The organism is Alteromonas sp. AMM-1 (genome assembly GCF_047290655.1).
GTDB lineage: Bacteria > Pseudomonadota > Gammaproteobacteria > Enterobacterales > Alteromonadaceae > Alteromonas > Alteromonas mangrovi.
Genome location: NZ_JBLBUE010000046.1, coordinates 1 through 23501 on the forward strand (window position 1 = coordinate 1; position 23501 = coordinate 23501).

The 23501-nt window shown below is 48.9% G+C and carries 24 protein-coding genes; 13 read left to right on the top strand and 11 right to left on the bottom strand.

Features of this window, described 5'->3' with window-relative positions:
- The 3 genes from ACLR2L_RS09815 to ACLR2L_RS09825 all read left to right on the top strand — a co-directional run.
- Positions 1–1495 (top strand): GTP-binding protein TypA/BipA (locus tag ACLR2L_RS09815; protein ID WP_413367815.1); only part of this gene is annotated, 1495 nt, incomplete at its 5' end.
- A gap of 276 nt (positions 1496–1771) precedes the next feature.
- A complete protein-coding gene (locus ACLR2L_RS09820) occupies positions 1772–2149 on the top strand; it encodes a response regulator (RefSeq protein WP_413367817.1) in 378 nt (125 codons plus the stop codon).
- Positions 2150–2178: 29 nt separating this feature from the next.
- A complete protein-coding gene (locus tag ACLR2L_RS09825) occupies positions 2179–3309 on the top strand; it encodes a MalY/PatB family protein (protein ID WP_413367819.1) in 1131 nt (376 codons plus the stop codon).
- On the opposite strand, the gene ACLR2L_RS09830 is transcribed toward ACLR2L_RS09825, so the two are convergent.
- On the bottom strand, positions 3298–4485 hold the full coding sequence (locus ACLR2L_RS09830) for an Nramp family divalent metal transporter (RefSeq protein WP_413367821.1): 1188 nt from the start codon (positions 4483–4485) through the stop codon (positions 3298–3300). The genes ACLR2L_RS09825 and ACLR2L_RS09830 overlap by 12 nt on opposite strands.
- Positions 4486–4620: 135 nt before the next feature.
- Between ACLR2L_RS09830 and ACLR2L_RS09835 the strand changes: the two genes are divergently transcribed.
- Positions 4621–5244, top strand: coding sequence for a UPF0149 family protein (locus ACLR2L_RS09835; RefSeq protein WP_413367823.1), 624 nt, complete (start codon positions 4621–4623; stop codon positions 5242–5244).
- A 29-nt stretch (positions 5245–5273) separates the two neighbouring features.
- On the opposite strand, the gene ACLR2L_RS09840 is transcribed toward ACLR2L_RS09835, so the two are convergent.
- The 3 genes from ACLR2L_RS09840 to ACLR2L_RS09850 all read right to left on the bottom strand — a co-directional run bounded on the left by ACLR2L_RS09840 (position 5274) and on the right by ACLR2L_RS09850 (position 7639).
- Positions 5274–5456: a hypothetical protein gene (locus ACLR2L_RS09840; RefSeq protein WP_413367825.1), complete on the bottom strand. Its 183-nt coding sequence runs from the start codon at positions 5454–5456 to the stop codon at positions 5274–5276.
- A 64-nt stretch (positions 5457–5520) separates the two neighbouring features.
- Positions 5521–5949, bottom strand: a complete 429-nt coding sequence (locus ACLR2L_RS09845) for a CopD family protein (RefSeq protein ID WP_413367827.1) — start codon at positions 5947–5949, stop codon at positions 5521–5523.
- Positions 5950–5962: 13 nt separating this feature from the next.
- A complete protein-coding gene (locus ACLR2L_RS09850; protein WP_413367829.1) occupies positions 5963–7639 on the bottom strand; it encodes a chloride channel protein in 1677 nt (558 codons plus the stop codon).
- 147 nt (positions 7640–7786) lie between these two features.
- On the opposite strand from ACLR2L_RS09850, the gene ACLR2L_RS09855 reads away from it, so the two are divergent.
- Positions 7787–8524: a DUF6776 family protein gene (locus ACLR2L_RS09855; RefSeq protein ID WP_413367831.1), complete on the top strand. Its 738-nt coding sequence runs from the start codon at positions 7787–7789 to the stop codon at positions 8522–8524.
- A gap of 8 nt (positions 8525–8532) precedes the next feature.
- Positions 8533–9273 carry a hypothetical protein gene (locus tag ACLR2L_RS09860; protein ID WP_413367833.1) on the top strand — a complete coding sequence of 247 codons (741 nt, stop codon included), beginning with the start codon at positions 8533–8535 and terminating at the stop codon, positions 9271–9273.
- 18 nt (positions 9274–9291) lie between these two features.
- On the opposite strand, the gene ACLR2L_RS09865 is transcribed toward ACLR2L_RS09860, so the two are convergent.
- Positions 9292–10839, bottom strand: coding sequence for a PH domain-containing protein (locus tag ACLR2L_RS09865; RefSeq protein ID WP_413367835.1), 1548 nt, complete (start codon positions 10837–10839; stop codon positions 9292–9294).
- Positions 10836–11381, bottom strand: coding sequence for a PH domain-containing protein (locus ACLR2L_RS09870; RefSeq protein WP_413367837.1), 546 nt, complete (start codon positions 11379–11381; stop codon positions 10836–10838). Before ACLR2L_RS09870 ends, ACLR2L_RS09865 begins: the two co-directional genes overlap by 4 nt.
- Positions 11382–11633: 252 nt before the next feature.
- Between ACLR2L_RS09870 and ACLR2L_RS09875 the strand changes: the two genes are divergently transcribed.
- The 3 genes from ACLR2L_RS09875 to ACLR2L_RS09885 all read left to right on the top strand — a co-directional run bounded on the left by ACLR2L_RS09875 (position 11634) and on the right by ACLR2L_RS09885 (position 13728).
- The gene (locus ACLR2L_RS09875; RefSeq protein ID WP_413367839.1) at positions 11634–11969 is read left to right on the top strand and encodes a copper resistance protein CopC; all 336 of its coding nucleotides are present in this window, start codon (positions 11634–11636) and stop codon (positions 11967–11969) included.
- Between the two features lie 8 nt (positions 11970–11977).
- Positions 11978–12853, top strand: coding sequence for a copper resistance D family protein (locus tag ACLR2L_RS09880; protein ID WP_413367841.1), 876 nt, complete (start codon positions 11978–11980; stop codon positions 12851–12853).
- A 131-nt stretch (positions 12854–12984) separates the two neighbouring features.
- Entirely contained in the window at positions 12985–13728 is a 744-nt protein-coding gene (locus tag ACLR2L_RS09885) for a MauE/DoxX family redox-associated membrane protein (protein ID WP_413367842.1), read from the top strand.
- 49 nt (positions 13729–13777) lie between these two features.
- Here the strand turns inward: ACLR2L_RS09885 and ACLR2L_RS09890 are convergent, their stop codons facing one another.
- Complete coding sequence (locus tag ACLR2L_RS09890; protein WP_413367843.1) at positions 13778–15694, bottom strand: alpha-amylase family glycosyl hydrolase; 1917 nt, start codon at positions 15692–15694, stop codon at positions 13778–13780.
- A gap of 188 nt (positions 15695–15882) precedes the next feature.
- Between ACLR2L_RS09890 and ACLR2L_RS09895 the strand changes: the two genes are divergently transcribed.
- The 4 genes from ACLR2L_RS09895 (at position 15883) to ACLR2L_RS09910 (ending at position 19484) form a co-directional block, all read left to right on the top strand.
- Positions 15883–16398 carry a type II secretion system protein gene (locus tag ACLR2L_RS09895; RefSeq protein ID WP_413367844.1) on the top strand — a complete coding sequence of 172 codons (516 nt, stop codon included), beginning with the start codon at positions 15883–15885 and terminating at the stop codon, positions 16396–16398.
- A gap of 148 nt (positions 16399–16546) precedes the next feature.
- Positions 16547–16891, top strand: a complete 345-nt coding sequence (gene erpA, locus ACLR2L_RS09900; RefSeq protein WP_140959176.1) for an iron-sulfur cluster insertion protein ErpA — start codon at positions 16547–16549, stop codon at positions 16889–16891.
- A 102-nt stretch (positions 16892–16993) separates the two neighbouring features.
- Complete coding sequence (locus tag ACLR2L_RS09905) at positions 16994–17566, top strand: glutathione S-transferase family protein (protein WP_413367846.1); 573 nt, start codon at positions 16994–16996, stop codon at positions 17564–17566.
- Between the two features lie 130 nt (positions 17567–17696).
- Entirely contained in the window at positions 17697–19484 is a 1788-nt protein-coding gene (locus ACLR2L_RS09910) for a trans-sulfuration enzyme family protein (RefSeq protein WP_413367847.1), read from the top strand.
- Between the two features lie 54 nt (positions 19485–19538).
- Here the strand turns inward: ACLR2L_RS09910 and ACLR2L_RS09915 are convergent, their stop codons facing one another.
- The 4 genes from ACLR2L_RS09915 to ACLR2L_RS09930 form a co-directional block, all read right to left on the bottom strand.
- Positions 19539–20633 (bottom strand): alkene reductase, encoded by a 1095-nt coding sequence (locus ACLR2L_RS09915; protein WP_413367849.1) that lies wholly within the window; start codon positions 20631–20633, stop codon positions 19539–19541.
- Between the two features lie 175 nt (positions 20634–20808).
- Entirely contained in the window at positions 20809–21276 is a 468-nt protein-coding gene (locus ACLR2L_RS09920; protein ID WP_413367851.1) for an Lrp/AsnC family transcriptional regulator, read from the bottom strand.
- Positions 21277–21289: 13 nt separating this feature from the next.
- Complete coding sequence (locus ACLR2L_RS09925) at positions 21290–22417, bottom strand: anhydro-N-acetylmuramic acid kinase (RefSeq protein WP_413367853.1); 1128 nt, start codon at positions 22415–22417, stop codon at positions 21290–21292.
- Positions 22418–22422: 5 nt separating this feature from the next.
- The coding region (locus ACLR2L_RS09930; RefSeq protein ID WP_413367855.1) for a peptidoglycan DD-metalloendopeptidase family protein at positions 22423–23501 on the bottom strand (1079 nt) is incomplete at its 5' end.

Sequence of the window (23501 nt, forward strand, 5' to 3'; positions counted from 1 at the left end):
ACAAACTCGCTTCGTAACCCAGAAAGCCTTTGCTCAGGGGTTGAAGCCGATTGTAGTAATTAACAAGATCGACAAGCCAGGCGCGCGTCCTGACTGGGTTATTGATCAGGTATTCGACCTGTTCGATAACCTGGGTGCAACCGATGACCAGCTGGATTTCCAGGTGGTGTACGCGTCTGCACTAAACGGTTGGGCGTCATTGAGTTCTGATAAAAAAGAAGAAGACATGACGGCGCTGTTCCAAACCATCATCGATCAGGTTTCTCCGCCGAATGCCGATATCGACGGCGCGTTCCAGATGCAGATTTCTCAGCTGGATTACAACTCTTACGTAGGTGTTATCGGTGTTGGTCGTATTACTCGCGGCAGTGTTAAGCCTAACCAACAAGTAACGGTTGTTACCGCTGACGGTAAAAAGCGCAATGGAAAAGTTGGCCTGGTATACGGTTACCTTGGACTGGCGCGTCACGAAGTGGAAATGGCTACTGCTGGCGACATTATCGCTATCACAGGTCTGGGCGAACTGAAAATTTCTGACACCATCTGTGATGTAAACACCGTTGAAGCATTGCCGCCATTAAGCGTAGATGAGCCAACAGTTACTATGACTTTCCAGGTCAACACGTCTCCATTTGCTGGTAAAGAAGGTAAATACGTAACATCGCGTAATATCCTTGAGCGTTTGCAAGACGAACTGATCCACAACGTAGCACTGCGGGTTGAAGAAACGGCGGACCCGGATAAATTCCGTGTTTCTGGTCGTGGTGAATTGCACCTAGGTATCCTGATCGAGAACATGCGTCGCGAAGGTTATGAAATCGCAGTATCGCGTCCGGAAGTAATCCTGAAGGAAGTAGATGGCGAACTGCAGGAGCCGTTTGAAACGCTGACGATCGACGTTGAAGAAGGTGACCAGGGTTCCGTTATGGAACAGCTTGGCTTGCGTAAAGCTGAAATGCGCGACATGAACCCAGATGGTAAGGGTCGTGTACGTTTGGATTTCATTATTCCAAGCCGCGGTTTGATTGGCTTCCAGACTGATTTCATGACCATGACCTCTGGTTCAGGTTTGTTGTACCACACATTTGACCATTACGGCCCGCACAAAGGCGGCGTGATTGGCAAGCGTAAGAACGGTGTACTGATTGCTAACGCTCCGGGTAAAGCACTGACTAACGCCCTGTTCAACCTGCAGGAGCGTGGTCGCTTGTTCATCGGTCACGGTGTTGAAGTGTACGAAGGTATGATCATTGGTATTCACAGCCGTGATAACGACCTAACGGTTAACGCCCTGAAAGGTAAGCAGTTAACTAACGTTCGTGCATCGGGCACCGATGAAGCGCAGACACTGGTTCCGCCAATCAAGATGTCACTGGAGCAAGCGCTTGAGTTTATCGATGATGACGAACTGGTAGAAGTTACCCCTGTGAGCATTCGTATTCGTAAGAAACTGCTTACCGAAAACGATCGTAAACGCGCATCACGTTCTAAATAAATCACTACGGTAATACATCTCAGTTTTTGGGATGTTTACCGCTAAATATTCGATTTAGTTATATATACAAAGGCCGGTTGCTATCGCATCCGGCCTTTTTCTATTACTATTATGTACATAGTAACTTGTGCGGGCTGGTCGAATCTTCTTCTTTGACTTTTGTCTTACGACCCGCCATTGGCCCAATGCACACAGATATGAAACGGTTTACGCCTTAGTGATCACGTCATTTCAGTGTGTATATTTCTAAACTATCTGGTTTGGTTTTTCGATACTATGTCTACTTATACCATTGCCGTAATAGATGATGATGAGGTGTCTTTGGAACTCATTGCGCACGTCATTGAATCGGAGCTGGATGCACAGGTTATCAGTTTTACGCGAAGTGCATTTGCAAAAGAGTTTTTAATGCATCAAACCAACACTTCGCTGGACATCATTGTGAGCGATATGGTGATGCCGGAATACGATGGCCTTGCGTTATTGCGGGCCTGCCGCGAAAAAGGCCTGAGTGTGCCGTTTATTTTCATGACCGCTTTCGCATCGCGTCAAACCGAGGTACTGGCAAAACAACTGGGTGCCGTTGCGTACCTGGTTAAGCCAATCCGACGCGATAAATTAGTGAGTTTGCTAAAACAACAATTGACGAAATAGTCATACAACCCATGTAAAAGGTAGTTGCAGTGAGTACGTTTGATCACACACCAGACCGCACCAACCAGTGGTCGTTTAAATGGCAGAAATACGCAGGAAAAGACATTCTGCCTTGCTGGGTAGCGGACACAGAATTTCGTTGTGCGCCAGCCATTCTGGATGCATTACATGCGTTAACTGAGCACGGTGTAATGGGGTATACCCTTCCGGCGCAACACAAGCCGGCAAACGATGCTATTGTGCGTTGGCTGCGCGATAAGCACAATTGGGCGATCGAATCTGACTGGATTGTATGGACACCTGGTGTAGTACCCGCGTTCAATGTTGCCATTAAAGCTTACTGTGAAGAAGGTGATAAAGTACTGGTCCAAACGCCCAATTACCCGCCATTGCTGGCTGCTCCGGCACTGAATAAAACCCAGCGGGTAGATATTCCTACTGTGTTGCAAAATGGCCGCTGGACGCTGGATTTGGATGCCTTAGCAAGAGAAGCTGCCGATCCGCGTTGCAAACTTATGATCTTGTGTAATCCAATGAACCCGGTGGGCTCGGTAATGACACAGGACGAAGTGGATGCTATTGCCGCCATTTGTGAACAACACAATGTGACATTGTGCTCAGATGAGATCCATTGCGACCTGATTTTAAGTGAGCAAGTCTCTCATATCCCAGCTGGTCGGGTGGCCGCATTACAGGATCGCAGTATTACCCTGATGGCTGCCAGTAAAACATTCAACGTAGCCGGTTTAGGAACATCCTTTGCGATCATTCCAGACGCGTCGTTACGCCGTAAGTTTAGTCAGTCAGCAGCCGGTATTGTGCCGTGGGCAAATATTATGGGGCTGGAAGCTACCCGGGCCGCTTTTACCGAAGGGGATGAATGGCTGGCTGAACAGATTGCGTATTTGCGCGCCAACCGCGATTATCTGGTGTCGCGTATTAACGAGATAGACGGCCTTTCTGTAGTGTGTGCCGACGCAACCTTCCTGGCCTGGATCGACGGCAGTGGTTTGGGCGTTGAAGACGTGCAGCAATGGTGTGAATCCAAAGGTATTGGCCCATCGCCGGGTAAAGACTTTGGTGCGCCCAACTTCTTCCGTATCAACTTTGGCTGTAGCCGGGCGATGTTAACCGAGATCCTGGATCGCTTAAGCAAATAGCTTCTGGTAAGTCAGTCCAACAATCAGTATAACAACCCCACCGCCTAATACATTGGCCGCTAAGCGATTGCGCAGCGCGCCAAGTTGGGGGTGGGTATTCATCATATACAGCAATAGCAGGGCAATAACTGGCAGTAACACCCCATTGGCGGCCTGAGCAAACAAAATAGCGTACAGTGGTCTGGTTCCCGTAAGGGTAGCCACTACACCTGCTACTAACACAATACCCCACACAGCGCGAAACCACACACTGCTGAGATCCGTGGGTTTATTCAGCGCTCCGCACACCGCATAGGCTGCGGCGAGTGGGGCGGTAATGGCGCTGGTTAATCCGGCTGCAAACATCCCCATTGCAAAAAATACTTCAGCATATGAGCCCAGTAGTGGGGCCAGTTGTGCCGCAAGATTGCCCGCCTGAAGTTCGTTGGCCTGTCCATAAAAGGCTTGCATGGCGGTAGCCATGATCACAAGGGTAATCAATCCACCAACACCAATGGCCAGCCCTGATTGGCGTCGGTAAGTACTGGCCGGTAAATGTTGTTCCTGTTGCTGTCGGGCAATCAGACTGGCGTGTAAAAAGAGGTTGTAAGGTACAATGGTGGTGCCAATCAATGCCAGAATGGTGGTTAAACTGCTGGTATTGAGCACGGGTGAAGAAATTTGGTTAAGCATGGCAGACCAATCCGGTTCTGATACCGCAAACGTGACAGCGAAAACCAATGCCATCAAGCCCACCAAGGCAACCAGCACAGATTCAATAATCCGGTATTTGCCCCACCACAACAGCATGGCTGCAATCAGCCCCATGATCCCGCCCCATGTACCAATGCCAAGTGACACTATGCCGTTCAGCCCCAGTGCTGCGCCGGTAAGGTTGCCCGATTCATAGGCAGCATTACCTATTCCAATTGCGGCAACTACCAGCAGAATCAGAGGATACTTTACCCAAGGGCGCTTGAACTGATGGTGCAGTGCTTCGCTCATGCCTTTACCTGTCGCAAAGCCTAATCGCACAGACATGTCCTGGAGCACAATGGTAGCAATGACGGAAAACAGCAGTGCCCACACAAGATGAAAGCCAAACTGTGCGCCCGCCAGGCTGGCAGTGGTAACAGTACCCGGACCAATGAAGGCAGCGGCAATGATATAACCGGATTTGGTTCGGGTTGGGGTCATGCTACACTCGTTATTATTGTTTTAAGCTGGGCGCACATCAGGCTTCGTCTATTTTCACCGAAAGTGCCTGTGTCGTTTTGGCTATTAAACCATGCCTACACTTCAGTGAACAGACGCAAGCCAATGGAATCCGTCATGCCAACACACATCAGTATTTTTGAACACCCTGAGTTTTCCAGCATGTTAGCCTCGCGGCCCTATGCAGAAGGGGTGATATTCGCTGTGGCGTCGGCACCTGAAATTCCAATGCCGGAAGAGTGGATGCCCTGGGTAATCGATCAATCTGGTTCGCATTCAATTAGCAAACAACAGGCCGATGAACTAGCCGATGGGCTAATGAAGCAACTCCGTGATGCGCTGGACGCAATGCGCAAGCAGGCAGCATTGCTGCCAGCCTACTGCAAATGGTCACAGGAGAGTGAACAGCGAAGCGCATTATGTGACTGGCTAAAGGGCGTGCTGACCGGCCATCAACAACTTGAAAAAGTATGGCAACGGGCCTGGCATCAGGGCGGAGAACAAGGTTCAGATTTACCCGCTTTAGCTGAAAGGTTAACGCGTTGCCTTAAGTTGTTTAGTACGTTAGCAGAGCCGGAGCAGGCCCTGGCTAATGCGCCTGACAATAAGCGCAGTACATTGCATGAAGGCTTACCTAAGCTGTTTGTAAGCTTGCCTGCCATGTTGCAGGAATACGTGGCGATAAGCGGAGAGTTAGCCGGGCATTTACCTAATCAGTTTGAAACGTTCCAGTCGGAATAATGACAATGTCTATGCGAATCGGTATACGTTTACCGGTAGCGATGTTTAACCTGAAGAAGTTCTTTTACGGTAGTAATGTAGCTGTCTAAGGCTTGTTTGGCTTCGTCGTAGGCCAGTTGGCATTCTTCCGAGTCAGGATCCTCTCTAAGCGCCTCAAAGGCGATGTCGGTCTTGTGTAACAACTCTTTTAGCAGTTGATTGTTTACGTCCATGTAATGTCCTTGTGGGTGCCCGTACGTCCATTTGGGGCGGATACAGCTTCTTTGAGAAAGAAAATCAGATAAATTTTACGACAGCCAGCAGGATTATCGCTAACAACACCAGCACTGGCGCTTCGTTTAAAATTCGGAAAAAACGTGCTGAATGCGTTACCTTATCGGCTGCAAATTGCTTTACCAGATACCATAAATAAAAATGATAGCCATAAATCAGCGTAACCAAAACCAGTTTAATATGCAACCAATGCGATGCAGCAAACCAGCTATAACCATAAGTGTAGATAAGACCTACCCCAAATAGCAATGTGAATACGGCGAATGGCGTAACAAATAACCACAAACGACGCTCCATAACCTTGAACGTATCTTTAACCGCCTGATTTTCTGCTTCTGCGTGATAGACAAACAGGCGTGGCAAATAAAAAATGCCGGCAAACCAGGCTACCATAAAGAAAATGTGCAGGGCTTTAAGCCACAGAATTGTCATAGCGTGTACCTTTTTAAAACTGTGCGCGTTGCAGGAAACTTTGCAAGCGGTTCCAGGTGATGACACCCGTGATCACCGATGGATTGTCGTCGTAAATATAAACGGCGCCCGAGCGAGCGCTGTAAAGCTGTTCGTAAACCTCTGCCAGTGTGGCTTGTGACGATATACCTGTCATCGTTTGATAGCTGATAGGGTGGGCATGCTGACTTAAACTTACATCGTAATGCACCCAGGCGTATTTAATGTCCAGTTCAAACTTACTTTGTTGAATAACCAGTTGGGTAGGCGCATCGGCCAGACACTTCAACAGCGCTTCTTCTGGCGCATCGTAAAACAGCTTGTAGTCTGTTTCCATGGCCGCCTGCACACCGGTTTTCTCAAGCGCTTCCCGAATGGACGTAATAGTGTAGGGCAGTTTTTGAAAATCCAGCTGTTGCATAAATATAGAGCGGTTACCCAAAAACTGCGTTGCTGTTACGTAAGCGGGCACGATCACCAGTATGGCCGGCAGAATGATTTCCGGCCGATAGGACAATTCCATTACTGCTACCAATGCCGCCAGCGGGGCGTGTAAAACCGCGGTGAGCATACCTGCTATGCCCAGCAGCGCAAAGCTGCTGGTAAAGTCTTCACGGGGCAGCCAGTAAGATATCGGGATCATCAAAAACGCGCCTGCCAGCATGCCAATTACCATCACCGGGCCAATGATCCCACCGGGAATACCTAATCCAATGGCACAGGTAGCCAACACAAATTTCATCAGCAAAATTACCAGCACCATGATGGCTTCGGGGTTTTGCGAGAACAGTGCATTAACGTCCTCAAAACTCGCCCCCAGGGATTCTGGCAACAGCGCTCCACACATTGCGGTAATCAATGATGCCAACAATAAACGCCATACCATTGATACCCTGCGAAAAGCGGCCATAACGGTCATAAGCGCCTGGTTAAACAAGGTGGCGAGCACACCGAGCAAACAACCAAAAATAATCAGGTACAGGTATAGCCACTGACTGAACGAAGTATAAGAAAATTGTGCCAGCTCGTTAGCTTCACCAAATACAATCCGGGTGATCACCGAACCACAGGCGGCAGATAGCATGACGGGCACAAATATATGTATTTTGTATTCCCGGAGTACCACTTCCATCACAAAAATAACCGCTGCCAGTGGTGTATTAAATGACGCGGAGATTCCCGCGGCAATGCCACAGCCTGCCAGAGTACGAATACTGTTTTGGGGCAGGCGCAGGGTTTGCCCGAATAAGCTGCTGCCTGCTGCGCCTAAATGTACTGACGGCCCTTCTCGGCCCACTACAAAGCCACCGGCCAGCGCTAACATACCACCAAAAAACTGATTTACCGTAGTGCGCCAGGGGATATGTCCGTAATGCCGTTTTACCCGGTGGATCACAAAAGGGATACCCAAACGGTAGTGTTTAAATCCGGTGAAAAACGCAATGACCAAAATGAGGATGGCTGCCGCGATTGGCAAAATGAACCAGTCGAACGTGCTACCTAGCTGAAATTGGCTAAGCAGATATAAACCCAGTGATTGAATCCAATCAATTCCCAGCCTGAATAGCACAATGAGCAAGGCTGATGTAACACCGGCAACAATCCCCAACAGGCACAATTGCACTGAAGTGCGAGGATGGGCAAGTTCTTGTCTGAGAGACTGCAGTCGCATAATACCGGGTATGCACGGAGGAATGCATAAATACTACCACAAGCGCTTAATATTCAAAGTATTGAGTTAGTGCATTACAGAACTTGGCAGCAAAGATATTTGAATAATGAAACTAAAAAAGGCAAAGTGCAGTCAATTGTTTAAATAGTGAGTCGATTTGGTGTCAGTCTGACCATGCATGTATCTGATATTCCTAAGCGGTTAGGCAATACCCGCACCATCATATTACTTGGCTTTAGCCTGGTAGCGATGGTGGTATTCGGGTTTGTTCTGGCGAATGTTGACCGCGTGCGATTATCGGAAGCGTTAGCCAGTGCCAACAATGCCAATACCACATTGCGGGCAGAAAACGCGCAATTACTCACTGTGCAAAATCAGCTTCGGGTTGAGCTCGAGTTAGCCAAATTACACGCAGAACAGCTTAAAAATGAACTGGTAATCCAACAGGAACAAGTCTTTGCCCTTCAGCAGGATAAAGCGTTTTATCAGCACGTAATCGCCCCCGAAACCAGTCAGGACGGCTTTTTTATAGACGGGCTTGAATTAGTGGCATCGGCTGGTACCAACTATTTCAAAGGCTCTATGGTGTTATTGCAACAACGAGCCGTGAATGCCGTAGTAAAAGGCACCTTGCAATTAGAGATCACTGGCAGCCAGGACGGGCGACATACCGTACTGCATTCCTCACAGGATGAATTCTTACCCGAAGGTGAAATAGCTTATGGGTTTAAGTATTTTCAGGCCGTCACCTTTTATCTTCAATTACCCGAAGGATTTGTACCGGAAACACTGCGATTTACCACCTCGGTGTTTCAGTACAATCGCAAGCGCGGCGATTACGAGCGCCAGTATAACTGGCAGGACGTGCTCACAGTAACGCAATAGGACAAGCAGTGAACCAACAAGGACCGGATTATCAGCATTATAGTTTGAGCGAGCTCGAAGATGCCTTGTCTCAACTCGACCGGGAGCGCTTCCCGGACCGTTTTCAATCGTTGCAAGAGTGGATTGAAAAACGGCGTGAAGAACAGCCTGCAGCTCAACTAACGGAAGAAGAAGCCTACTATGGCGAGGCACTCGAACCTGTGCCTGCGGAAAATAAGCTGTGGGTTTGGTTTTGGCAAGGGGTGTTTATACTTGTGCTGGCGCTGGATTTCCTCGTGATGTTCAGACAGAGCTTTGTGCCCGCTGCCTGGTGGGAGGAGTGGGTGTTTGCGCAAGTACTCATTTACACGATTGGCCTATCTTGCGCATTCTACTTTTTCGTTTCGAAAGACAATTATTTTAGCCGCAATTTAAAACGGCGTAGTCGCTCAGGGAAGTTCACAATAGTGTTTGCCCCATTCCTGATTGCGATGTTCCTGTATCCGTTCATTATGTATGTAGTGCCTGCGGCTGGCCATGAATTGTCGGTAACCAATCGCTACGAATACGCTACCCAATATCAGTTAAAAACGCGTACAAAAGGATGTCATTTTCGTGCGGTCATTAACGCTGCAGAAGGGTTAGCGTCTTCAACGCTGTGTATCAGTCAGCAGGATTACAATTCAATGCCCCCGAGCGGTAATATTGAGATTTCAGGCACTCGCAGTATGTGGGGATTAACGGTCATCGCCTATCGCTCAACCCGATAGGCTCAGACCAGAGCTGCGCTACATCCAGCCGGGTTTGTGTTGCTCAATTTCGGCAAGGGTGTCATCGGTTAGTGAATAGGCATAGTCCTGTGGCAAATAGGGCATGGTTAACCGACCACTTGCCAGCACTAAATCCAGGCTAACCAATCGTCGTTTTTGCATAAAGATATTCTGGCACAGGGCTACCTGCTGAAGCTTGCTGCGAGGAAAACACCAGTAATCCACGCCAAACGCTCCCTTGCGCAAGTAGATATACTGGTCGTCGTGGGCCAGTCCCCAGCGCTTCCAGCACGCTCTTGCCACAGCGCTTGCACATGCCAGAAACGCCAGCGTGAGCAGCACACCGTATAAACCCAGAAAACCAATGGTAAGCATGGCAACTACCACGGTTAATGGTGTTACCACAATCAGCATCAAGCGCCAAAAATAACGAATATGCGCGCCGGTATAGATTATGTTACGCGCTTGCTGGGCAGGGAATACATCTTCAGCCAGGGCAACCGCCTGCTCCACGGTAACCGAGGGCACCAGTAGTTTGTTGGCCGCTTTGGTTTCGGGCTGATACTGATTACCTGTTACGTTTTGTTCAAAGTAGAGATTTACTCGTTTTAACAGCCTGTCCAGCCAGTCTTGCTGCATGCGAAACACCTGAATACGGGAGTGTTTCATACTCACTTCCTGACGGTTAATTAATCCGCTGCGGCGAATGTATTTATCTTCGCGTTTAGATAGGGTGTAGCCGTAAAACATCAGAATACTGCCACCAACTGAGAGCAACGCCATGATCACCATTAGCCCAATCACCAGCATGGCGGTCATTACACCCACATACCAAAAAGTAACGGCCTCGCTGCCAAACCATTGCTCAATGTGAGGACGCAGAGACGTCATTTGATTGATAACCCAGTCGGTTCCCTGCTCGTAGAATGGTGCTGCGGCACCCAGTAAAATCCATACGCGGTTATTGGTGATGCCATGCAGGATCAAGTCTTTCAGACTGCGGCGGTTAATAACCTGGTCAGCTGCAACTTGCTGCTCAGTTTCCGGAGAATCTTCTGCCGAAGCCTGCACCGCTGTCTGGTGATATTTACGCGCCTGCAAGATAGTGTGCTTCAGGGTTTCGGCATAATCACGCGTGACCCCGGAAAATTTCGCTTCCTGTTTGGAGGAACCCGCGGTATCCAGTGTAACCACCAGCATATCCAGAAATCGAAAATAAAATGGCTGATCGAATTTTACATTTTGAATGCGTTCAAATGGCAAATCCGTATAGGTGCGATCCAGTACCCCAGAGCGTATAGCGATGCCGGATTTTGAAATAGTGAACTGAAAGAACCAGTATTTAAGCACACTAGAAACCACAAAACTCACTACCAGGCCAGCAATGATAAAAGGTACCAATGCGTCAGGTATATTGTTGTGAGCACCAAGAATAAATGCCGGGATCACGTAAACGGCAATGCTGACAGATTGCTTCAATTGTTCAAATAAAAAGTGCAGAACCGACCAGGGTGACACCCGTTGCCAGTTATCTACTGCGCTGGTTGTATCAACAGGGGCGTTCATGCTTCATCCTGTGACAGGTCTGAGTGATTCAGCACAAACTGCCGCATGCGTTCAGCTGTTTCCGCGGGCAAGCCGGGGATAGCCAGGGTGTGATCGCTTCCACCGGCAGAATACACCTTGAGAGTTGCCAATCCCGCCAGGCGTTCAAATGGCCCGCGCTGAATATCGATGTGCTGGATTCGCAGGATTGGCTGGCAAATAATGTCTTTAAAGAACAGCCCTTTAAATAGCACCAGATCCTGTTCCCGTATTGAAAATCGAATTAGCGGATCGGCAAAATAATGGTACGTAAAAATCCAGGCTCCTATGAATAATAACCCTGCCAAACACAACAGTAGGATAAATGGAACCGGCGCTGGCAGTTCAAACCACGGCTGTACTAACACTATTCCCAGCAGCAACCCAATGAACCCAAAGATGGCGCTGGTTAGCCATAAATTCAGTTGGCGGTAGGCCGGGGAAATGGGTTCTGATACCACGGAGGTTAAACTGGGTAAGTCGGCAACGGGTATAACGTTATTTGAGAATTCAGAAGCTTGCATGTGTTCATCCTTAAAGCGTTAATGCCACTATATCACCGAATTTTTGGCGATTTGCTATTACTTCGTTACGAAAAGTGTTACCGATTTTTTCTGCAAAAGGGTAATTCAAAAAGCACAGTCTGCTGCTTTACGTATACAATCGATACGTAATTGTGTTCGCAGTGGCATATCCAGCGTAATTCTTCTCGCGGTATTATTAGACTAAGGATTAATTATCGCTATCAAAACACTGTGTATTTTAAGAGGTTTACAATGAGATTGTTGAGTGTATTACTGTTGCTTTGGAGTGTTGGTGCATCAGCTCACACCCATTTAACTGCGTCTGTGCCAGCTGATAACGCTATGCTGATGAAAGCACCTGAAACGCTGTCGTTAAGTTATTCTGCCGAGGTTATCTTACTGAGCGTTGAAGTAACCGACAGCAATGGCGACAACGTAGCATTTGGCTTTAAGCCCGTTACTGCGGCCGCTAGCCAATTCAGCTGGCCATTGCCAGCACTGAAGCCGGAAACCTATGTGGTTGATTGGACCATTGTGGGCAAAGACGGCCACAAGGTACAAAAACAATATAGCTTTATGGTGCACTAAACCCGGTGATGGATTCACTGTTTTGGCCAGTTCTGATTGTGGTGAGCAAGTGGGGGATTTATGCCGCCATGATTGTTTTGCTTGGCAGTTTTTACTGGCAACAAACGGTTGGTGGGCGTTTTGAAAGCAGTATAGTTATGTCTGCTCCGTCACTTATCGTTTGGTCGATAATCGGGTTAGTTTCTGTTGCGCTGCAATTTTTCTCACAAACCGGCATGCTGGCCGATGATGGCCTGCAAGGTGCGGTGTCATCGTTCATGATGCAAATCGTTTGGTCTACCGGCGCAGGCGATGCCGCGCGTTGGCGGGCGATAGGTTTTGCCTTAGCGTTTTTCGCTATCCTGGCATCCAGCCAGGATAAGGTGTGGAAGGCATCTTCACTAGTCATGCAACTTTCTACCGCAACCGCCTTAATCGGTGCGTTCCTGTTTACGGGACATACCGCTGAGATGTCTCCTTGGTATGGTGCATTACTTACTACTCACGTGTTGGTAGCTGTGTGGTGGTTTGGCGCACTGTTACCTATGCGAAAAGCCTGTCAACACGACGCTGTCGACGTGCTATTACCCTGGCTAGTCAGGTTTGGTGAACAAGCCAGTGTGCTGGTGTTGATAATGGCTGTAATGGGGGCTGTCCTGGCATATGCCATTGTCGGTACTGTCCACAATCTGTTATTTACCGGATATGGCTGGTTATTGATGGGGAAGGTATTGTTGTTCTGTGGGATCCTGTTTCTAGCGGCTCGTCACAAACTATCGCTGGTGCCAGCGATCCATACCTCGGGTGATGTACGGCAGTTTGTTGCTTCTCTCAATGTGGAAATTGTGGTCGCCGTGGTATTACTTGTCGTTACCTCTGTATTGACCAGCCTGGTCGGCGTTTGATAACAGTTTGGATCGCTTTTTGCGATATCTCCTGTAATAAAGTCAGATCTATGGGGTTTTACGGGTAAAGTCTGAAAAGCTTACACGTGACGCTTCATATCTCTGAAATCTTTACTATGTCAGGAGGCGAAATGAAAACGGCAATATTGTATCGTATGGTTACGGACCAACACATTTGTCCCTTCGGCCTGCGCTCAAAGGACCTGCTAAAGCGTGAGGGCTATCAGGTAGACGACCGATGGCTTAAAACGCGTGAAGAAACCGACGCGTTTAAGGCTAAGCACAACGTTAAAACGACCCCTCAAACTTTCATTGATGATAAGCGCGTGGGCGGGTATGACGACCTGCGAGCTTTTTTTGGTAAATCTCCACGGGGTCAAAAGGGCACCAGTTATCAGCCGGTGATAGCGATTTTTTCAGTCGCGTTTTTACTCGCGCTGGTTTATAAGCAATCACTGACCGCCGGATATTCTGTTAGCGGCACCATTATGCTTTTCATTGGATTTGCCATGACCCTGCTGGCAGTGCAAAAACTGCAGAATTTGTATACTTTTACTAATAGCTTTATTACCTATGACTTGCTAGCGATGCGTCACATTCGCTACAGCTATGCTTATCCGTTTCTGGAGCTGTATGCGGGGTTAGGCATGCTAAGTGGCATTTCTCCCTGGCTGGTGGCGCCGGTGTCTGTATTTATCGGTTCTGTCGGTGCTGTTTCAGTTGTCAAAGCGGTTTATATTGATAAACGAGAACTCAAGTGCGCCTGTGTGGGCGGCGACAGTAACGTGCCTCTGGGGTTTGTTTCCCTTAGTGAGAACGTATTTATGGTTGCTGGTGGACTCATGATGTTAGCTGGCGCAACATACGCCATGTAGGTGATGCCAGGTTATTAGACCTGGCATTTATTGTTGGTTGGGTAAGTGTTTATTTAGCAACGGAGAGAATTACTGAACCAAGAGGGGGTAAGGCAACTACGATCGAGAGTTGTTGCTGAGTCAATGTTGAGATCAGCGTTTGACCTGTCAATAAATCAGTTAATACCAGTGGAGAGTCAATAGACCAACTGCCTTGTAACGAAGTGGGTAATAAAACATTGAGATCAACTGCATTGTTGGCATCAAAGTTACTTACTACGATGAGTTTGTCATCGCCTTGCCAGCGTGCAAAGGCCAGTTGTTTTTCACTGTAATCACTGTCTCCAGTAAGGCTTGCCTGATGCAGGCTGGCATAGCTGCCCGTTGCTGCCGGATGTGTTGCAGTAATTTTCAACACCGTTTCGTAGTAGTGCCTTAAGGCTTTTTCTGAATCGGAAAGCTGTCCACCATCAAACTTACCCTCATTCATCCAGCGTTGGTGTGCGGGTACACCGGCGTAATCAAATATCGTCGTGCGGGTAGGTTTACCAAATCCCATGTCTTCGCTGCCATCTTCGCCTACTTCCTGACCAAAGTAGACCATCATTGGCGACGAACTCATGAGTGCTGACACCACTAACGCAGGTTTGCCTTTTTCCGCATCTCCCGCAAAATCCGGGCTGGCGATGCGCTGTTCATCGTGGTTTTCTAAAAAGTGCAGTAGTTGTGGCGCAATATCCTGATATTGCTGTTGAATGGCAACCAGTTCACTGGTGGCACCGTTACCTTGCATGATGCGTTTTAGCGTATCGTAAAAATCCACTTTGTCGTACAGCGAGTCCATTAATCCCAATTGAAGATAATCGCGATAAATATGAGGCTGGTACACTTCAGCGAGTAAAAATGCATCCGGGCGGCGCACTTTAATGTGGCTGTTCAGGTACGACCAAAACGCAACGGGTACCATTTCAGCCATATCATAGCGAAAGCCATCCACGCCTTTGTTAAGCCAATACTGGGTAATATCCTTAAATTTCACCCAGGAATCCGGTACGGATTTGTCTTTCCAAAACGCAACATGCTCCGTTGCAGGTAACCCGCGCATTGCCTCTGGCAGGGCTGGGAAGTCGTATGTGCCGTCTGGTCTTACGCCATAGTTGATTTTTACGGTTTCGTACCAGTCGTTAACATCTGGTTTAGCGGCGCGGGCACCGTTGCCGGTCCATTTGGCTGGGGATTCGTCGAACTTGCCGTCAGCCAATGGATGTGACTCTCCGCCCAGAGGCGTCAAACTCTCTGGTATATCAGGCACTTCGAACCCCTGACCGGGCACATAATAAAAATTGTTGTTCTTCTGATACTCGACATTGGTATTGTCATGTAAACCAAAACTGGTTTCCGGGTAGGTGAGTGGCGCATATTTGCGGGCCACATGGTTGGGCACAATATCGATGATCACTTTCAGGCCCTGGGCATGCGTGCGCGCAATTAAGGCCTCAAACTCTGCCAGGCGCTGAGTGGGATCGTCAGCCAGATCCGGATTTACATTGTAATAGTCGCGCACGGCATAAGGCGAACCCGCCCTGCCTTTTACTACGTCGGGATCATCAACCGGAATACCGTACTCTGAATAGTCGGTAACAGACGCGTGGTGCACAATGCCGGTATACCACACATGGCTTATTCCCATCTGCTTTAGCGCAATGAGTGCATCATCATTAATATCGCTGAACTTCCCAACACCGTTTTCTTCCAGCGTACCCCAGGGCGTGTTAGTCGTGTTTTTATTGCCAAATAAACGGGTGAATACCTGATAGATTACTGGCTTTGCGTTGGCGTTATTAGTGTGCATTGTGAAATCCTGCGCAGGCGCGTCCAATAACTGTTCCGGTGCCCGATCCGGTGGTTGTTGGCACGATAGCATCAAAGGAAGCGTTAGCGCCAGTGCGCTTACCCGGGTTAATGTGTGCAGGAGGTTTGATTTCATGATCACGCGTATTCTGTAGCTTATTTAGTTCGAGCATAGCGGCTATTAGCCGAAGACGAAATATACATACGTATTCACAAAAGCGTATTTTGCCTGACTTATAACGCGTAAGTATGAGAAAAAGGTATTATTTTTCAGCGTAATTCAACATAATCATTGAACAAGTATCTGGTTTTCTAAGTGTTAACATGTCCCGCTATTCAGCTAATTTCGGATTCACGCTGATCGAACTTATCCTGGTGATCGTGATCCTGGGGGTTTTGTCAGTTACGGCTGCGCCGCGTTTTATTGATTTTCAGGACGAAGCCCATGCTGCTACTGTGCAAGGAACTGGTTCGGCCTTTGCGTCAGCAATCAAACTGGCGCATTTAAAATGGGCTTCTACCGGTAATTCAGGCCCGGTGGACAATCTGAATTTGTACGGTAATGGCAGTAACCTCATGGACATGAATGCCAGCGGTTGGCCTGCACAAAGCTATCTGCCATACGAAGCCAGTCCGATGCTGAATAATGAGTATGACTGTATGTCGGTATGGGGAGCCGTGCTCGGTGATGGCTCACCCACCGTAGCTATCAATACATCTCAGGATTATCAGGCAACCTACAGTAACAATACCTGTACGTTTTTGTTGGTCGCTGAACCTGGCTATTCCATTTTTTATGATTCCAATAGCGGTGTGGTTACCATCGATTCAACCCTTTGAGCCTTTTGTATGCAGCGATTTGCTTCGTGTGGGTCGCCGCCGTTTCGCCCAAAAGATTCTCCCGTCAGAATAGTTGATGTAATTACTCAGGTATTAGATAATACCGCCATGTTATTACCGGCGTGCCGGTTTTTTATTTGAGGTATTTATGTCCGTTGAGATGGCACTTCCGATTGAGTTTTCAGATGCAGCGGCCAGCAAAGTGAAAGAGCTGGTGCAAGAGGAAGAAAATCCGAATCTGAAACTTCGCGTGTATGTAACGGGTGGTGGTTGTTCAGGCTTCCAGTACGGTTTTACATTTGACGAAAAGGTGAATGACGGCGACACCACTATCGACAAAAATGACGTAACCCTGGTGGTAGACCCCATGAGCCTGCAATATCTTGTTGGCGGCGTAGTAGATTACGTAGACGGATTGGAAGGTTCGCGTTTTCTGGTACAAAACCCCAACGCCACCACAACCTGTGGCTGTGGCGCCAGCTTCAGCGTTTAAACAGATTTTCGCGGGGATTTGTCGCCCCGCTTGTTCCTTTGAATTGCCAATAGTCGTTTTTTCGTATTAGTCTGAGTGCTCAATTTTCCACGAGATCAGATCATGAAACTGTACGGCTCTACCACATCCCCCTATGTTCGCCGCATTCGGTTATGGCTTCGCGATACAGACTACGAGTTTGTAAATATGGATATTTTCGCAGGCCCGGGGCGCGCGTTGTTGAAAGAAAAAAATCCTGCGTTAAAAGTCCCCGCACTGGAAGACAACGAACAAATAGTCTTCGACTCGCGGGTTATCTTTCGTTATTTGCAGGATAAATCTGGTGCTAAGCCTTTGAGCTGGCAACAGGAAAATCAGTTAACCATGATAGATGCCGCCAATGATTCATTTGTGCAACTGATGATGCTCAAGCGCTCAGGGATTGAACAAAACCCGGATTTGTTATTTTTCCGGCTGCAATTAGAGCGCATAGAAACCCTGTTGAGTGTGCTGAATGCCGACGCCGAAAAGGGCGAATTCAGTCAGTGGGATTACCCTGCCATTTGTTTATTTTGTTTAATCGACTGGGTGAGTTTTCGGGAGTTGTGGGACTTCTCGGGGTATCCGGCGCTGCTCGCATTATGGCAACAGCATCAGGATAATACCGGGGTTAAGGCCACCGATCCGCGGATCTAATCAGGCTAAATTCACATCACAGTAAACATTTGTTTCCTGTTTGTTAAATTTATATGAATATAATTCCTTAATTTTGCATCTTTAACGAATTATATTCAGCTAATAATAAATTTAACGAACAGGTTTGCAAATGACTCACTCTCACCCTACTTCTGAATTTTCGGCTGCAAGCAAAGCGCTATCGCCAAGGCGGCATACTACCGAAGCTCAGTCTGTTGCCGAATTGGTTAATGAGCAGTTAGCGCACTTTGGCATTCAGCCAAACAGTGCCTACGGTAAAGCGTTGGCTGATACCGCCTCACACTTATATGCGGCGCATGACAGCGTGCAGCAGTTGTGGCAGGTAACGCGTGATACCCTCGATAGCCTCGATAAAGCCGATAAGCTGGCCTATTTTAATGCCAAAAAGTTTTTGTCGTTTCAAATTGCCAAGGTACTGGATACCCTGCAAAACCCGTTTCGTCAAACCTGGCAAAGTCTGAACCACGATTCTCAGCAACACTACCCGCTTTTTGACAATGTGCCAGCGCTGTTTTCAGCCACACCAGCAGTAGTGAAAACGGCTACCTATGTGTATGCCTGTACCGAATGGGTAGAGGAGGCGTTTGAGGGTAAAGAATCGACCCATCAAATTTATAGCCGCCTGATGAATCCCACTAATATTTCGTTAGCCAACGCCATAGTGGATTTGGAAGCGGGCCCCAATGCTCAGGAATACCTGGCATGGAACTTCAACTCTGGTATGGCGGCGGTGGATGCCATGCTATCGAATGTGTTGTCTCACGGCGATGTACTGATAGTGTCGCGCAACGTGTATGGTGGTGTGTTCCAATTACTACACGACTATTTTGCCCGCGAAAATCGGATGGCTATTACGCTGGCCTGGTTTGATGGCTACTCAGAAGCTGAGTTCGCTGCACATCTGGAAAGCGTGAAAACCCAGTACGCAAACAGACTGGCAGGTGGCGCAAAGCTACACGTCTACATTGAGTCACCTTGTAATCCGCATGGACTGGTACTTGATGTACCGGCAATCTGTCGACTCGCGCATGCCGAAAATGCGCTGGTAATGCTGGATTCAACACTGGCAACACCGGTATTGCACAAGCCTCTGCAACACGCCGACAAAGCCAGTCGCCCCGATTATGTGATGCACAGTTATACCAAGGATATTTGTGGTACCGGCACCACAACAGCGGGCGTAGTGATTGGTGAAAACCACCGTATGTTCCAGCCCAAAGGGCACTCCACACAGGGCGTCGATTGGTCGCAAACTCTGTTTTGGGATGTGTACTACATTAAAGGCTCGTTCCTGGATTCGGAAAAAGCGTTCGACGTTTTAACCGGTATGAAAACCTTGAACCACCGCATGTTAAGCAAGGTGATCAATACCCAGGTATTTACCCGCTTTCTGTCATCGCATCCCAAAGTAAAAGTAAACAGCCATGCGTTGCCGGAACATCCCAATGCCGGGTTGCGTGAGAAGATGCATCAGCACGGCTGGCCCTGTGCGTTATTTACTGTAGAGTTGGACTTACCTGAGTTAAACCGGGTGGAATTTGCGCGTTTCTTCGATTCGCTGGAGCCTGCGTTTGGTCACCAAATCAGTATTGGGCAAACCAACACGCTAATACTTTGCCCGGCACTTACGTCGCACTCGGAGTTAAGCCGGGAAGAGCAGGAAAAAGCGGGTATTCGCCTCACCACCATGCGTATTGCTATGGGCAGCGACAACGTAAGACAGTTGATCGCGCACTTTGTACTGGCGTTGAAGCACGCTATTGACCCCATTGTGCCGGGTTTTAGCGAGCAGTTTATGTGTGCCGACGAACTCGATACTTTCTATTTCAATACAATTGAAACGGTGCATCGCCAACACGCAGCGTCACAACCGAGTTTGGTTGAGTTATTGGGCTAGTAAAACAGCAGGCGCACATGATGTGCGCCTGTGAAACGCATTGGTGATTTATCTCTACTGTGGCTTGTACGCCGGGTAGTCTGAATAGCCTTCGGCACCACCGCCATACCAGCGACTCATATCATCGCTGGGGGCTAGCGGATAATCATGTTCAAAGCGCGCTGGTAAATCCGGGTTGGTGATCCACGGGCGGCCAAATGCAATCATATCGGCATCGCCATCGGCAATGCGCTGCTCTGCCGTAGCCTGGTCGTAACCACAGTTGCCAATCAGCAGGCCGTTGTATACCGAACGGAATTCGGCCAGTGTCATAGGTTCACCACGCTGGTGGAAGCCAAACGCCAGTCCGTCCATAACGTGCAGGTAGCCCAACTTAAGTTCGTTCAGTTGTTTGGCTACATACAAGAAGGTTTCGCGGAAATCATCGGCTCCCATGTCGTTAAACACGCCGTTAGACGATAAACGCACGCCGACTTTTTCTGCGGGCCAGACTTCCAGTATGGCGCTAAGGACTTCACCGAGGAAGCGATAGCGATTTTCTACGCTGCCACCGTATTCATCGTCGCGTTGATTGCTGCGGCTGTCGAGGAACTGGTTAAGCAGGTAGCCATTGGCGGCATGCACTTCAAGACCATCGAAGCCAGCGGCTTTCGCATTCACTGCTGCCTGTTTATAGTCGGCTACGGTACGCGCGATGTCTTCTTTGGTCATGGCGCGTGGCACTTCAAAGGGCTTTTTACCGTTGGGTGTATGAATGCCGCCGTCGTCATTAATGGCTATGGCTGACGCAGAAAGTGGGAGTTCGCCATTGTGGAAATCGCTGTGCGAAGCGCGGCCGGTATGCCACATTTGCAGTACAATTTTGCCGCCAGCTTCATGTACCCGCTCGTTAATGGCTTTCCAGCCATGTGTCATTTCCTCGGTATAGATACCCGGTGCACCTACCCAGCCATTGGCTTCAGAAGAAATCCCTGTAGCCTCGGTGATCAGTAACCCACCTGAGGCTCGCTGCACATAATAGTCGCCCATAATATCGATGGGCACACGGGTTTCGCCTGCGCGGCCACGGGTAAGTGGTGCCAGCACCATTCGGTTGTTAAGTGTTTCGCCAGCCCATTGAATGGGCTTGAATAAATGCTTGTCTGTCATTGGTCATCCTTTGTAGTTGTGATCGCATCGATGTACTGACTCAGAGGAGCTTATACGCATTCTCGAGCCCATCGATCAGTTAACTCACGATCTGTGTGCAACCAAGCGATTTTCCAAATAGCATTGCGTTATAGGTCATAGCGTATTGGAACTAAGGATAACCCGCGAGTGGATATTAATCAGGGAAACAGGGTAGTGACGTGCTGGTAATGTGATCGTAGATAAGGGTAGTCTCTACGTGAGTAACCGCTTCTCTGGCAGTGATTTGATTAAATATAAAATCGCGAAGGTGCAGGGCGTCGGGTACGCAAACATGCAGTAAAAAGTCGTTCTCACCGCCCATATGAAACACGCTCAGTACTTCTTTTTCGGCTACCAGTTCCTGCTGAAACTGATCAACCGTATCTCGGCTGTGCGACGACAGGCGCACCGCTACCATGGCCTGGATATGCCCGCCAAGCGCCGCGAAGTTGAGAACACTTCGCGCACCGCGGATCACTTGTTCGTGCTGCAAGCGTTTGATGCGTTCCAGGCACGAAGACGGCGCCATATTAATAGCCTCAGCAATGGCCTTGTTGGTCATACAAGGGTCTTCGTACAAACAGGACAAAATGGCAATATCAACTTGATCTAGCTTTCGCATAACGTCTCCGTGTTTAGCTGGCTGGGGTAAATGTCCCTAACACCGCCTGGCGTGATGCCCCCGTAACTGCGGGTACATTGCCTGGTAATTTGTTTAAATGCGCCCACGCAAGCCAGGCAAAGGCGATACCTTCTACCCATTGTGGGTGGATCCCCAACGCGTGTGTGCTCGACAGGCTTATGCCAGGCAGCATGGTCTGTAAGGCGCTCATCAGTGCACTGTTGAAAGCGCCACCGCCGCACACGTAGCACTCTGTCGTAGCAGCATACTTTGCTATGGCATTGGCAATAGTACGCGCGGTCAGCGCAAGCAGGGTAGCCTGCACATCTTCTGCGGGTAGCGCTGACACACCTGCCAACTGCTGCTGTAACCAAGCCATGTTGAAGTATTCACGCCCGGTACTTTTGGGGCCTGACACGCGGAAATACGGATCGGCCAGCATATTCTTCAGTAATGCATCGTTCACTGTGCCACTGGCCGCCCAGTTGCCATTCTCATCGTAAGATGTTCCACAGTGTTGCATACACCAGGCATCCAGTAATACGTTCCCCGGACCTGTATCGAAACCGCGAATACCGGCAGGATCATCGCCCGGCAACACGGTAATGTTGGCGAACCCACCAATGTTTACCACTATTCTTGCTTTGCCTGGTGTACTGAACTGCGCATGATGAAAGGCCGGTACCAGTGGCGCGCCCTGACCGCCAAGGGCAATGTCTTTGCGCCTGAAATCAGACACCACATCAATGCCAGTTAAAATAGCCAGAGTATTTGGATCGCCAATTTGCAGAGTAAAACCTGCGTCCTCAGGATTCAGGCCTGGTACCTGCGAAGGGTAATGACGAACCGTTTGGCCGTGAGAGCCAATCGCCAGTATGTCGGCAGGAGTGAGCTTTTGCTGCGCCAGCAAACCGTTCACAGTACCGGCGAATACACTGGCTACCGCGCGATCAACACTACCGCAGATATTTAATTCGTTGTCGCCCAATCGACAAAGGCTGTGCAATTGCGCTAACAGGGCTTCAGGATAGGGTTGGTGAAAAGCAGCAACAGGGCGAATGTGATCGCGGGTGATGTCAACCAGAATGGCATCTACGCCATCCATACTGGTGCCTGACATTGCGCCAATCACATACGCCATGGGCGTTATTTCATTGCCAGCATAATACGGCGCGACGCATTCAGCTGATCCAGCCGTTCTGCCGCAATCTGCATAAAGGTTTCGCGTTCGTTATCTGCAATTGGGCGTGCCTTGGGAAGATCAACCGTTCTGGGGTTGCGATGCACACCGTCTACCAAAAATTCGTAGTGTAAATGCGGTCCGGACGCCAGGCCAGTACTGCCCAGATAACCAACGGTTTGCCCCTGTTTTACCGTATCACCGGTTTTTACCGCACGTTTGCTAAAGTGCAGGTATTTGGTGGTGTACGATTCGCCGTGCTGAATAAACACGTGGTGGCCATTGTATTTATCGTAAGCGGATTTAATTACTTTCCCATCACCTGCGGCCATTACTGGCGTTCCAACAGCGGCTACGTAATCCGTGCCGCGGTGGGCTTTCCAGCGTTTTTGTACCGGATGAAAACGCGCCTTGGTAAAGTTTGAGCTTACGTATTTAAAGTTAATTGGCGCGCGCAGGAAGCTCTTGCGCATACTGCGGCCTTCCGGGGTGTAATAGTTGCCGTCTTCGTGCTGGATAGCCCGAAACTGCTCGCCCTGGTTAACAAATTCCGCAGCAACGATGTCGCCGTAGCCAACAAATTCGCCGTCGATATAACGCTCTTCAAAAATCACGTTGAACGTATCGCCATCGCGAATTTCCATCGCGAAGTCGATATCCCAGCCAAAGATACCTGCCAGGTGCATGATTTGGTTATCGGTTAAACCCGCAGCGGTACCTGCATTCCAGAAACTTGAACTGATCTCGCCCTGAGCAAAGTTGTACCGTACTTCAACTGGCTTAGAATCAATACTGGAGGTTAACGAACCGTCGCTTTCAGGCGTAATTAACAGTGTATCGGTTGCCGATAAGGTATAACGAAGTCCGTAAAACTGGTTGTCGCGTACGTCTAAATCCAGTTTGTCGCCGGGTAACAGGGTAACCAGCGTTTTGGCTTGTTCACCAGCATGACTTACCGCGTAGGTATCCTGTGGGCTGAGTCCCGCACGTTTGAAAATTTTTGCCAGTGTGTCGCCGCGCTTTACCTCGAACGTTTGCCAAACGT

What these genes read in the sequence shown, in the direction of transcription:
- ACLR2L_RS09840 (WP_413367825.1), bottom strand. Translation starts at nt 5,456, where the DNA reads ATGGACGTAAACAATCAACTGCTAAAAGAGTTGTTACACAAGACCGAC.
- ACLR2L_RS09830 (WP_413367821.1), bottom strand. Translation starts at nt 4,485, where the DNA reads ATGACCCCAACCCGAACCAAATCCGGTTATATCATTGCCGCTGCCTTC.
- ACLR2L_RS09835 (WP_413367823.1), top strand. Translation starts at nt 4,621, where the DNA reads ATGCCAACACACATCAGTATTTTTGAACACCCTGAGTTTTCCAGCATG.
- ACLR2L_RS09880 (WP_413367841.1), top strand. Translation starts at nt 11,978, where the DNA reads ATGGATTCACTGTTTTGGCCAGTTCTGATTGTGGTGAGCAAGTGGGGG.
- ACLR2L_RS09865 (WP_413367835.1), bottom strand. Translation starts at nt 10,839, where the DNA reads ATGAACGCCCCTGTTGATACAACCAGCGCAGTAGATAACTGGCAACGG.
- ACLR2L_RS09845 (WP_413367827.1), bottom strand. Translation starts at nt 5,949, where the DNA reads ATGACAATTCTGTGGCTTAAAGCCCTGCACATTTTCTTTATGGTAGCC.
- ACLR2L_RS09925 (WP_413367853.1), bottom strand. Translation starts at nt 22,417, where the DNA reads ATGGCGTATGTGATTGGCGCAATGTCAGGCACCAGTATGGATGGCGTA.
- ACLR2L_RS09920 (WP_413367851.1), bottom strand. Translation starts at nt 21,276, where the DNA reads ATGCGAAAGCTAGATCAAGTTGATATTGCCATTTTGTCCTGTTTGTAC.
- ACLR2L_RS09905 (WP_413367846.1), top strand. Translation starts at nt 16,994, where the DNA reads ATGAAACTGTACGGCTCTACCACATCCCCCTATGTTCGCCGCATTCGG.
- ACLR2L_RS09910 (WP_413367847.1), top strand. Translation starts at nt 17,697, where the DNA reads ATGACTCACTCTCACCCTACTTCTGAATTTTCGGCTGCAAGCAAAGCG.
- ACLR2L_RS09915 (WP_413367849.1), bottom strand. Translation starts at nt 20,633, where the DNA reads ATGACAGACAAGCATTTATTCAAGCCCATTCAATGGGCTGGCGAAACA.
- ACLR2L_RS09875 (WP_413367839.1), top strand. Translation starts at nt 11,634, where the DNA reads ATGAGATTGTTGAGTGTATTACTGTTGCTTTGGAGTGTTGGTGCATCA.
- ACLR2L_RS09885 (WP_413367842.1), top strand. Translation starts at nt 12,985, where the DNA reads ATGAAAACGGCAATATTGTATCGTATGGTTACGGACCAACACATTTGT.
- erpA (WP_140959176.1), top strand. Translation starts at nt 16,547, where the DNA reads ATGTCCGTTGAGATGGCACTTCCGATTGAGTTTTCAGATGCAGCGGCC.
- ACLR2L_RS09850 (WP_413367829.1), bottom strand. Translation starts at nt 7,639, where the DNA reads ATGCGACTGCAGTCTCTCAGACAAGAACTTGCCCATCCTCGCACTTCA.
- ACLR2L_RS09895 (WP_413367844.1), top strand. Translation starts at nt 15,883, where the DNA reads ATGTCCCGCTATTCAGCTAATTTCGGATTCACGCTGATCGAACTTATC.
- ACLR2L_RS09870 (WP_413367837.1), bottom strand. Translation starts at nt 11,381, where the DNA reads ATGCAAGCTTCTGAATTCTCAAATAACGTTATACCCGTTGCCGACTTA.
- ACLR2L_RS09890 (WP_413367843.1), bottom strand. Translation starts at nt 15,694, where the DNA reads ATGAAATCAAACCTCCTGCACACATTAACCCGGGTAAGCGCACTGGCG.
- ACLR2L_RS09820 (WP_413367817.1), top strand. Translation starts at nt 1,772, where the DNA reads ATGTCTACTTATACCATTGCCGTAATAGATGATGATGAGGTGTCTTTG.